The following is an 11,608-nucleotide window of genomic DNA, read 5'->3' on the forward strand; positions in this document are numbered from 1 at the left end:
CATTTGGAATAATTACATTCAAACTAAAAGAATATGCAACTGGTCTCAGAGTATATTTTCTAATGGTTTGCATATTGTTATCTCTACAAAGATTGTTTTTCCCTTATTTATTTACTTTAGAAAAGTATCTTCCTTTGGGATATACTCTTAGCACATTATTTATGTTTTTATTTGGAGTGGCTTGTATCCTTTTTAGTTTCCAAGTTCAAACCAAAAAACTAAATTTATCCTTGTTCGAATTGGAAACATTACAAAAGGCAATTAAGGACGTAAACGTTCGGCTTTTGATTATGTATAACCAATTGCCTGCGATTATTTACAATATCGAATTTATTCCAGAACCAAGGACATCTTACATTAGTTCCAAAATGGAAGAAATCACGGGTTATGGGATTAACTTCTTTTATGAAAATCCAGATTTCTTTCGAGATATTGTGATTCCGGAGGACCAACACAAAATCCAAGATTTATACGAAGGGAAATCACCAATTATATTACGTATGGTGCACGCAAACGGATCCATTGTTTGGACAGAACATTATGTAAATGTTTCAAATGATATCTTAGGTATCAAAAAGCGAATTGATGTTGTTGCATTGGATATTACAAGTACCAAAAGAATCGAGATTTCGCTCTTACAAGAAAAAAATCTAAATTCTACGATTTTTGACAATGCCGCTAATTTAATTTTGTTAACCAATTCAAAAGGTTTATTAGAAAACATAAATCCTGCCGCCTTACAAATCCTAGGACTCTCCAAAGAAGAAGTCATCGGAGAATACATTCAAAATGTAATTTTAATTCAAGAGGACAAAGAATTTTTAAAAGAGGTTTTGGATGATATCAATGAAATTCAAAATATTGCTGAAAGTCTAATTCTAAGATTTGTTAACCGAAACAAACAAACCTTATATTTAGAATGGAGACTAGGGATCATTCGTGATAATAAAAATGAACCTTCCAAAATCATTTGGATAGGAATTGATCAAACATCTAAACGAACAGCCGAACTTGAATTAAAAGAATTAAACAAATCATTAGAGGAGAAAGTTAAAGCAAGAACCATCGAATTACAAACAAGTAACACAGAATTAAATTCTGCGTTATTTGCGTTACGAGAAGCTCAGGAAAAATTGATTCAAAATGAAAAACTTGCCTCACTTGGGCAACTAGTATCAGGACTTGCCCATGAAATCAATAATCCAATTGGTATGATCAAATCTTCCGTTGAAACTTTGATTTCGGAATGGGAGGAAGAAAGTTTAGATGAAAAAAACAAACCACTGAGCGAAATTTTAAATTTAATCATCAACTCCAATGATTCAGGGCTGAGAATCCTCACCGGACTTTCCAATCGCCAAACAAGAAAATCATTAACAGAATTATTAAAACAAAATTCAATTTTTTATCCGGAACAATTAGCAGAACTATTTGTTGATTCTGGAATACGAAACCTTTCTCCATCCATATTAAGTAAAATTAAATCCACAATCGAAACCCAAGATGATTTCAAAAAATTAAAAAAATTCCTTCTGCTGAAACAATCATCAGAACATATCCATTATTCCATTCGCAGACTTTCAAAGATTACATTTACATTAAAAAACTTTGCTGGTTTGCAATCCAATCTAGAGTTAATTGATTTTTCTTTGAAAGATACAATCCATTCCGCTATTTCATTGTATAAAGAATTCTTTTTACGCGATATTAACTTAATTCTGAATTTAGATTTTGAAGGTAAAATTCGATGTATCCAAGGAGATTTGGTGCAACTCTGGAGCCAGATCATTTGGAATGCCATCCAAGCAGTATCTTCGAAAGGCACCATCTGGATTCGTAGTTATAAAATGGGAGATTCTGTCGTAGTGGAAATCGAAGATTCAGGAACGGGAATTCCATATGAACAACAACCAAAAATCTTCATGCCATTTTTCTCTACGAAAACATCAGGGGATGGATTGGGACTTGGACTTTATCTTGTGAAAGAAATTGTAAACAGGCATAATGCCAATATTAGTTTCGACTCAAGTCCAGGTAGGACGATATTTAAAGTTGTTTTCCCTTTTAAAGGTTAATGGAAATTTTTCCAGAATCGTTTGTTTTCCCAATCACATAGGAAGTTTCCCCGAGAGATTCCAATGTTTCCATTACCTTGTCTACCGAAGCTGAATCCACAACTAGGATATAACCAATTCCCATATTAAAGGTTCCATACATATCATGGCGATCTAAAGAATGATCTTTTTCTAGTTTAGAGAAAACATAAGATTCCGGTAGAGAAAAAATTTCAGCACCAATACCTTTTGGTAGAACTCTAGGAATATTTTCATAAAATCCTCCACCTGTTATGTGAACCATACCTTTGATAGATATTTTTTCGATCAGTGAAAGTATGGTTTTTACGTAAATATTGGTAGGAAGAAAAACATGTTCTTTTAAAAATTTTAATTCTGATTCTGATGTAGGTAATTTTCCATCATTGAGTAAAAGTCTACGAATGAGCGAAAAACCATTGCTATGTGGACCAGAAGATGCCAATCCAATGATCGTGTCTCCCGCTTTGATAGATTTTCCATCAATCATTTTGTTTTTTTCAACAACACCAACAACAAATCCAGCTAAATCATATTCATCATCAGGCATCACACCTGGATGTTCTGCCGTTTCGCCACCCACCAGTGCACAGTCTGCTAAGGTACAACCTTTCACTATACCAGAAACAATGGCTTCCATCGTTGGCAAATGGAGTTTACCGCAAGCGATGTAATCCTGGAAAAAGAGTGGTTTACCACCATTTACCAAAATATCATTCACACACATCGCAACTAAATCGATTCCAACTGTGTTATGAATTCCAAGTAATCTTGCGATTTGAAGTTTTGTTCCTACTCCATCGGTTCCTGATAATAAAATTGGTTCCTGGTAAGATTTCAAAAAACTAACATCATAACAAGCGGCAAATCCACCGAGACCACCTAATACATTCTTGTTATGTGTGGATGCAACATTGGTTTTGATTCTTTGGACAAACTCTTGCCCTTTCTCGGTATCAACTCCAGCATCTTTGTAAGTTACTTTATTTTGGTTAGACATGGAGTTTTCCTATAGTGGTATTAATGAGAGATAAGGTATGATTCGGTGTGATGGTTTTTGCAATTCTACCTGCAAGATGAACGTAGTCTGATTCAGGTGTATTCAAAAGAATGTCCAATTGATTTTTGTTTTCCTTACAACCATCAGGCAATTGTAATACATTTTTCATATGGAGAGAAGTCCCTAGATTTCCATCATATACTTTTAAGTTTGGATAATGATAGCTGATCCGTTCCCTGAGAAAAACATAATGGGTACAACCCAAAACAATGATTTGTGTTTCAGGAAGGACATTTTTAATTTTGGTGTCTAAATAATTCCAAGCTTCTTCCCAATTATCAGAATCAATCAACTTCGCAAGACCTTCACATGGCACAGGGAGAATTTCAGTTCCGATGGCCAGACCTGAAACCAAGTTTTTAAATTTTTCTTCTTTTAACGTAAGTTCAGTGGCAAACACAGCAATTTTGACACCTGGGTTCTCAACTAGCGCTGGTTTTATGGCCGGCTCCATTCCAAAAATGGGAATGGAGTGTTGTTTTCTTAAAAAATCAGCAGCGGCCGAAGTGGCTGTATTACAGGCAAATAATACTGTTTCACAATCTTTTTCAATCAAATACTCAAAAGCGTGTTTTGAAAGTTCAATGACTTCTTGTTTTGATTTTTGACCGTATGGTGCATGAATCAAATCACCAAAATAGATAAAATCAATATTAGAAGTTTCTTTCCATAGAGTACGCAATACAGAAAGTCCACCTAAACCAGAGTCAAAGATGCCTATTTTGTATCTTCCGCGTGAATTCATTTAAGATGCTAAATACTGCTTAATATTCTCAGCTAAAGTTTTATAAATCCATTCATACTTTGTCTCGTCTTCTTCGAGTAAGGTGACACGAAATCCATTTCGACTACAACAAAAAGAACTGAGAGGGACAACACAGATCCCTGCAGATGCTAGTAGATGTAAAACAAAACGGCGATCTAGAGCAGCTTTCTCCATCAAAGGTGCAACAAAGTTTTTTACCTTCTCGTTTTGAATTGGTAAAGTCATATGTGGTTTTAAAACATCATCTTCAAAAAGAACAGTCAGGTAAAAAGCACCTTTGGGTTGGATTACTTTTACACCAGGAATTCCTGATAACAACTGTGTTGCTTTCTCCGCTCTTTTTTTGAATTTCAAATTCCGAGATTTTAAGTGGTTTAAAAATTCAGGATGGGAATACACCAATGGTATCGAAAGTTGAGGAAGAGTTGTAGAACAAACTTCCAACATTTTTGCATCTAACAACGATTTGATATATCTCTCAAATGTTGGATCATTTTTTCGATTAAAAACTTCTAACCATCCACATCTAGCACCTGGCCAAGGAAATTCTTTTGAAATAGATCGAAGTGCAAATCCACAAACTTTGTCACCGATAACTTCTGACAAATGGATACTACCCCATTCAGAATAGTTTACATGCGCATAAGTTTCATCACAGATTAAAATGATATCATACTTCTCACAAATTTTGACAATCTCTCGCATCACTTCTTTTGGATACACCGCACCGGTTGGATTGTCTGGATTGATCAGTAAAATTCCAGCGATCGAATCGTTGTATTTCACTTTGTTTTCAATGTCTTCTAAGTCAGGCATCCAATCATTATTGGGATTGAGTTCATAGGTTAAGTGCTCATAACCAGAGTGAGCTGCTTCTGCTGAAGATAAAGTGGAGTAAGCAGGAGAAGGGCCAAGGATCCTCGCTTCCCTTCTCATAAATCCAAATATTTTTGCGACCGCATCACCGAGACCATTAAAAAACAAAATGTCTTCCGATGTAATTTGCGCACCACCTCTCTCGTTTACTTTTCCAGCCAAAAACTTACGAGTGGTTTCATCCCCTTGGGTGGCGGTATAGGCCCAAGATTTGTTTTGGTTCACAAGTCCACTGACAATGTCTTTCATCCAGGTAGGAATAGATTCCCCTTTCTGGATAGGATCCCCAATATTTTCCCAAGTGATGGGAACACCCATTGCTTCAATTTGTTTGGCAAGGGCGACAATTTGGCGAATTTCGTAAATGAGGGCATCTGCCCCCGAATGGACTATATTTCTTCTCATATCATTTTTTGCCCTTTTGGTATGTGGTTTCCACCAAAGGGATCGATAATTCCATCTCTTGGGTATCCCTTAATATCTTCAACCGTAAGACGCCTCCGAGACCAACGAGACCCACTTGTTCGCGCAAATCATTGATATGGCGGATGGCAAGTCCATTGGCACCCTCGATGAAGTCGTAACGTCGAAGTCCCCCTTTTTCTGCCGCAGAGTTTGGTTCAATGTCGTAAACAAGGACTCCCACAGCTTCCCTGGGGATTCCTAAAGAACGCCTATGGTCAGGAAGGGGTGCAGTTGCCATGACTCCAAGAGTTGCAGGACGAATGTTCTGGCCTACATTTTGTTCGATTTGGCGAAGAACTCGTTTGGCATAATTGATGGGAATGGCAAATCCAATGCCTGCACTTGCGCCACTAGAAGAACGAATCATCCGGTTAATGCCCACAACTTCTCCATAGATATTGAGAAGAGGTCCACCACTGGAACCTGGATTGATCGCTGTATCCGTCTGAATATGAGTTTGGCCTGTTTCATCCAAATCCTCCCGAGACTTTGCCGATACAACTCCCACAGTGAAGGTTTTTTCCAATCCGTATGGGGAGCCCACTGCGATCGCCCAGTCTCCTACCTCAATTTCGTCAGAGTTGCCGAGAAACGCTGGGGTGAATTTGTCTTCACTCGGGATCTTGAGTAGAGCAATGTCTGCTCGTTCATGGCTTCCGACATAACGTGCGGGGAAAATGCGACCATCGGACATGATGATCTCAATGATTTCGGCGTTTTTAATCACATGGTAATTGGTCACCACAAACCCACGTTCATCAATGATGAAGCCACTGCCAATGGAAGAAATCCGATCTTCTCGGCTTTCGCCAAAGGCATAGGGGTGAAAAATCATTTCTGTTTTTTTGGTTCGAATGGAAACCACGAATTGTTGGGCTTCCCGATAGACATTCCGAAAACTAGACTGAATTTGAATCGCTTGGCTTTGTTTGCTTGCCGAGATCGGTTTTGGGGAGGAAAAAAGTTTTGTCGTGGCCGATCGGATTTCTGGAAAGAAGATCGCGAATAAAAGTACAAAGACTAGTGCAAAGTTAATGTAGACGACTGGCGGAATCGAATTTTTTCTTTCCATAGAATGCCAAAACCCCTTCCACTTTTGCCGATTCCCTTCCTGTGTCGAATCAAAAAGATGAGAACGTTCATGACAATGTTGTTCTTTCCATTTTTCCTGACCAGTTGTTTACCGTATTTATACCATTTAGGGAAGGAACAATCTGCAATCATTTTAAACAGAGAAAAAATTGAAACTGTCTTAGCCAAACCAAATCTAGAACCAAAAACCAAACAAAAATTAAGTTTAATCCAAGAAGTGCGGAAGTTTGCCATCGAAGAACTAGCGCTAAACGAAAAAGGTGGATTTGAATACTTCACAGAATTGGATCGGGAAGAAATCGGTTGGAATGTGAGCGCCTCCGAATCCTTGGCACTCAAATCGTATACATGGTGGTTTCCCATAGCAGGCACAGTTCCCTACAAAGGATTCTTTAACAAAGAATTGGCGAAAGAACTTGAAAACGAACTAAAAATCAAAGGCTATGATACAAGGATCAGAGCAATTGGTGGTTATTCCACTTTGGGATGGTTTTCGGACCCAGTCCTTTCCCCACAATTAACTTGGCCTGACCATCGTTTGGTGGGACTCGTCATCCATGAAATGGCACATGCCACAGCCTATTTGCCAGGGGACACGACACTCAACGAATCCTATGCGAGTTTTGTAGAAGAAATTGGAACTGAAATTTTTTACAAAACTAAGGAGGGAGAAAATAGTCCTCATTTGCTAAAATTCAAAAAAGAAAAAATCAAAAGAGAAACAATTTTAAAACTTCTAAAACAATATGCCAACCAACTGAAAGAAGTGTATGAAAGCAATCGTGATAGGAATGAAAAATTAGAATTAAAAAAATCAATCATTCTCAACTTCAAAAACAAAATCATATCGGAGAATTTAATCCCTGAAGAAAAATCAAAAGAATTTTTGGTTAGAGAATGGAACAACGAAGATTTTTTAGGCGCTCTTCGTTACCATTCAGGAGAAGTTAGTTTTCTTAAGCTTTACGAAAAATCGAATCGAAACCTAGTTACCTTCCACAAAGAAGTTCAAAACCTATTTCAAATGCCAGAAGAATCGCGAAAGGAATTTTTAAATCCTTCTCCCTAGTCTTCAATCATAGCGGTTGTGTAAAGTTTGTAACCAATCCAATACCGATCATCAATAGAATGTAGTTTTGCGGCATTTTTACCTTCTAACAACCGTATATGAAGTGGCTTTTCGAGTTCTTCTTGGCTCAAAAACTTTCGCATAAAAAACAAATTATGAACGCCCACTTGCGTACCGGAATGCAAAACAAATAATCCTTTTTTGGCTTTGGATAAATAATATGCGATTCCACTAAAATCATTCGTGTATTGCAACGATGGTCCAATATTCTGATTTGCATACACAACAGCTGTCGCATTCCCTTTTGGTTTTATATTATATAAGGCAGTTCCATCCAAACAGAGGTATGTAGAATGACACCAACCTAGTTCTGAAAAATCTACAATATATGGTGACGAAGTGTCCTTATTTCCATTTGTTTCCCAAACAACAAGTCCGGCACTGATTTCATTTTCCAAGGAAGTTCGGTAACCAATCGTAGACACACTAGGTTTTTTCGGAGAAATCTCTTTCAATTTAAGAGGTTCGTTCATCAAAAAATCGGAAATAGAGGAAACTGAATAATATTCTGTCTCGGGAATCGACAAAGGAACTACAGAATGAATGCCCGAAGCAAACAGATAATGCCTATTCTTCTGATTCAGTCGTAAGTTGGTGCGGTATTTGTCAGCCAATGATTCTCTTAAGATTACTTCTTGGCTACCAGCTTCCGAGGAGCGGAAATAACGAACCAATTCTCGATAAATGGATTTATTGTCTGGGAAAAGTTCGCGACCGAGGGACTTACCTGATGCAAAACTCAGTAAATATGTTTTTTTACCTAAATCAAAAATACCATGAAACTCTTGTTTACCGGTCATCTTTTTTTTAAGTTTCTCTGCATACACTTCAAATGTAGGTATTTCTTTCACATACAGAACTTCGTTTGAAAATCTTTCAGAAGTATACCGGAAGATCTCCCGCGCGACAGCTATATCAAAAAAACTTTCAGAACTATTTTTATCCAAACACAGTTGTAAGAGATAATGAAATAAAAACTCATATTCCTTTTTCAATTCTGGACTTAAGAATTCATTTTTATTCTTACGATTCAATTCATTTAAAATCGCAATGTATTCTTCTGGTTTTTTGTTTTTAGATAACTCATATACCTTTTGAAATGGATTTGGAGTGACTAAAGAATTGCCAACTTGGTTTTTTAGATAATCACGTTTCCATTTGAAGTCATTCCACTTTTCGGTCCAATACGAATTCCCTTCCCCTAAGTTAACAGTTTGTTTCTGCATTTTAGTGATGATTTGCTCTGCCAAATCCCAATCACCACGTAAATATAAAGCTTTTGCTAACTCGAGTTGAAAAAATAAAGCTCTGTATCCTCTGCCCTCTTCTTCTTCCATTTGCAGCAACAACTCAAACAAAGAATTCACTTCTTGGTTTTTTTGAAATGGTATCGAATTCAATAATAAATGGAAAAACAAACTTCGATTCAAATGGGATAACTTTGTCAGAACTGATTGACCATTTGTTAAATATTCTGGTGTCAAAGTTAATACCTCGGTATACCCAGTTTGCAACAAATCCTTCCAAGAGGTATATAATCTCAATCGATATGAATCGTAAATAGAATCGGAATAACCGAATTTCGTAAAATCCCGCGAGAGGATTTTTTCATCAAAAGGTTTCCAATCTTTTTTAAAACCATAATTGTAAGCGGATGTTGAATTAAGTGGAGTTAGATAAATGTTCTTATCACCAAACACAAATGCTTTATGGAAATATATTTCCATAATTCTGTTTTTGACTACATTCTTTTCTTTTGCTGTTTTTGCCAATTGTGAGAGTTTTTTTGTCTCTTGGTCTGCTTCATAAAACATATAATTTTGAATGTATAAACTTCCCAAACGATACGCCTGCAAAAAAGGATCTTCTTCTTTTTCAATTTGTGCACGGGAAAGATCTTTTGTTTTGAACTCATTCAATTTTCCAGATCTAAGTTGGGAATAGAATGCAAGTGCTCCTAAATAAGTATCACGTTCGGCTCCAATAAAATCTTTCGAATCATACGAACAATCCTCCATTTCCTTAGAAGAAAAACAAGACACTAGATATTCATATCGAATTTGATTTTGAAAGGGTGAGTTTGCATATTTTTTCCATAAAGGACGGAAAATTGACTTTTTAGAAACTGATGGAAAAATCTCAGAACGTAACTTAGCAAGTTTTAATTCCAAAGCGGGTAGTTTTTTATTCTCATCATCTAACAAAGTAGAGGCCGTATAATAATTTTCATATGCTTCGCTCGTTTCTTTTGCTTTTTCGTTTTGAAATCCCAAATCCATAAACTGAATTGCACTTTGTGTTAAGTTCTCATTCGAAATTTGATAAGGTTTCCAATTACCGATGATAAATGAATTTTGTTTTTTAGCAAAATCTTCAAGTTTAGAAGGATTTAATTCTTTTTCTTCAACTAAATCAATGGGTACAATATTTTGAATTCGTTTCGAACGTAATACTTCGTAGATATATCCCAATCGATCCCAATTTTGTTTTGAAATAAAGTTATCTCTACTAAAACCAACAAGCGAAATTTCAGATCCACTTCCTTGGAACATTTCCCTTAAAGGTAATACTTGCGTAAGATCATCACCAAACAAACTTGTTTGCCTATCCAAAGGTTGTTTTGAAACCAGATAGTCAGTATTTGAGAGAAGAATACCCAAATTTCCTTCATTTACGCTACGAATATGAGAGTCTTGGAAACTTTTTTTATCACCACCGAAGACAGTCACCCATTTCAATCGCCTCTCATTTCGTTCTTCAAAGAGTTCTGTATGGTTTCGATCAAAGATAATGGATGGGTGTTTTCCTTGTTGTTTGGATAATGATACAATTTGGTTTAATTGTTTTCCATCGATTCCTTTCCCGAGGATTTGCATTTGAGGGAATTCAAATCCTAAGTTTGGTAAACAAGAATTTAAATCGGAATCATTTTGACATAAGACATGGAACTGTTTTCCGTCTTTGAAATAAAAACGATGAATCACATTTCCAACTTGATAATACCCATTCCATTCAGGGAAAAATCGATCACTGGTTGTACGTTTTGGATCTAAAAAGTATTTTCTTTCAGGAGAAATTGTGACTAACTTTTCTAAAAGTTTTGTTAGACGACCTGCTTCCATCGACTCTTGTTTGATTTGAGAAACAACAGATTCTCTTCTAATTGTTTTTTCAATGGTCTGAGTTGCGATTCGTTTATATTGATGATACCATTTTCGAATGTCTTGGTAGTTGACATTGAGTTTCGAATCCTCAAATTCAAATTGCGCTGAAATTAAATCACGAAATAATTCCAAACTACGAAAGTTTTCCCAAAGATTCACAACAGGAACCAAATTCGATTTTTGTAACTGTGCCTTTGAATAAATTTCTAAAAAACCAACCAATCTATGTTTTGGTGTAAACATCCGAACTGGCAAATTGGATTGATATGTTTGGTAAGCTTCATTTAAGTAAGGTTCATACTTTCCAGGAGAAGTAGACACTTCCAATTCCCATTTCGCACGAATGGCATTCGACCAAAACTTTTCCTCATCTAAACGAAATTCATAAGCAAGTTCCGAAGTTTCCTTCCATTTTTTTTCTGCCATTGGCTCATCACCTAGCATCATATATATGGAATATAAATTGAGTAAAACGCGAACCCTTGTTTGTCTAGAAATTGGATCACCGACTAAACCAATCAATTTAGGATCAACGAGACCGGGATTTTCTAAATGGTTGATGGATTCGGATAATACAGAATAAAACTCTTTATTTTCAATACGATTCTGCAATGCCAAATAATACAATCCAGTTCCATAATAAAGATCAAATTTTGGATTGGCGATTCTGAAATTCAAAAAACAAAAATCATGCTCTAACTTACAAATTTTTAATTCTCTTTCTTTCCATAACAGTATATCTGAAAAAAATTCAGTTAATGTTTTCTTTTTTGTTTCATGATCTACTTCAGACGATTCCTGCATAGTAAAAACAGAATGGCTATAATTATGGAACAGTTTATCCAAATCCTTATTAGGTGCGGATTTCAAAAGGACATCCACAAGCTGCTGGTAACGTTGATTTGCATCTCTTGGCAGTTCACTTTTTTGAAAAATTTGTGCTTCTACTTGTCTAGACTTAGC

Annotated in this window: 7 protein-coding genes; 2 read left to right on the forward strand and 5 right to left on the reverse strand. The window is 36.2% G+C overall.

Annotated features, from left to right (window positions below; genetic code table 11):
- A partial coding sequence (locus EHQ59_RS08480) for a PAS domain-containing sensor histidine kinase (protein ID WP_135619247.1) occupies positions 1–2,075 on the forward strand: 2,075 nt, incomplete at its 5' end.
- On the opposite strand, the gene purM is transcribed toward EHQ59_RS08480, so the two are convergent.
- The 4 genes from purM to EHQ59_RS08500 are packed head-to-tail and all read right to left on the reverse strand — an operon-like array spanning position 2,065 to position 6,332.
- The gene (purM, locus tag EHQ59_RS08485) at positions 2,065–3,093 is read right to left on the reverse strand and encodes a phosphoribosylformylglycinamidine cyclo-ligase (RefSeq protein ID WP_135619248.1); all 1,029 of its coding nucleotides are present in this window, start codon (positions 3,091–3,093) and stop codon (positions 2,065–2,067) included. The two genes, EHQ59_RS08480 and purM, sit on opposite strands and share 11 nt — an antisense overlap.
- Positions 3,086–3,898 carry a glutamate racemase gene (gene murI, locus EHQ59_RS08490; RefSeq protein WP_135619249.1) on the reverse strand — a complete coding sequence of 271 codons (813 nt, stop codon included), beginning with the start codon at positions 3,896–3,898 and terminating at the stop codon, positions 3,086–3,088. Before murI ends, purM begins: the two co-directional genes overlap by 8 nt.
- The gene (locus EHQ59_RS08495; RefSeq protein ID WP_135619250.1) at positions 3,899–5,200 is read right to left on the reverse strand and encodes a pyridoxal phosphate-dependent aminotransferase; all 1,302 of its coding nucleotides are present in this window, start codon (positions 5,198–5,200) and stop codon (positions 3,899–3,901) included.
- 1 nt (position 5,201) lies between these two features.
- On the reverse strand, positions 5,202–6,332 hold the full coding sequence (locus EHQ59_RS08500; protein WP_135619251.1) for a S1C family serine protease: 1,131 nt from the start codon (positions 6,330–6,332) through the stop codon (positions 5,202–5,204).
- Positions 6,333–6,335: 3 nt separating this feature from the next.
- Here EHQ59_RS08500 and EHQ59_RS08505 point away from each other — a divergent pair, with 3 nt between their 5' ends.
- Positions 6,336–7,421, forward strand: coding sequence for an aminopeptidase (locus EHQ59_RS08505; RefSeq protein ID WP_135619252.1), 1,086 nt, complete (start codon positions 6,336–6,338; stop codon positions 7,419–7,421).
- Here EHQ59_RS08505 and EHQ59_RS08510 read toward each other — a convergent pair.
- Positions 7,418–11,449 (reverse strand): hypothetical protein, encoded by a 4,032-nt coding sequence (locus EHQ59_RS08510; RefSeq protein ID WP_341867144.1) that lies wholly within the window; start codon positions 11,447–11,449, stop codon positions 7,418–7,420. The two genes, EHQ59_RS08505 and EHQ59_RS08510, sit on opposite strands and share 4 nt — an antisense overlap.
- Positions 11,450–11,608: the final 159 nt, after the last annotated feature.

Origin of the sequence: Leptospira kemamanensis (assembly GCF_004769665.1) — a bacterium.
Taxonomy (GTDB): domain Bacteria; phylum Spirochaetota; class Leptospiria; order Leptospirales; family Leptospiraceae; genus Leptospira_A; species Leptospira_A kemamanensis.

Bases quoted from the DNA above. Each gene is read 5' to 3' on its own strand.
- purM (WP_135619248.1), bottom strand. From the start codon at position 3,093: ATGTCTAACCAAAATAAAGTAACTTACAAAGATGCTGGAGTTGATACC.
- murI (WP_135619249.1), bottom strand. From the start codon at position 3,898: ATGAATTCACGCGGAAGATACAAAATAGGCATCTTTGACTCTGGTTTA.
- EHQ59_RS08495 (WP_135619250.1), bottom strand. From the start codon at position 5,200: ATGAGAAGAAATATAGTCCATTCGGGGGCAGATGCCCTCATTTACGAA.
- EHQ59_RS08500 (WP_135619251.1), bottom strand. From the start codon at position 6,332: ATGGAAAGAAAAAATTCGATTCCGCCAGTCGTCTACATTAACTTTGCA.
- EHQ59_RS08505 (WP_135619252.1), top strand. From the start codon at position 6,336: ATGCCAAAACCCCTTCCACTTTTGCCGATTCCCTTCCTGTGTCGAATC.
- EHQ59_RS08510 (WP_341867144.1), bottom strand. From the start codon at position 11,449: ATGCAGGAATCGTCTGAAGTAGATCATGAAACAAAAAAGAAAACATTA.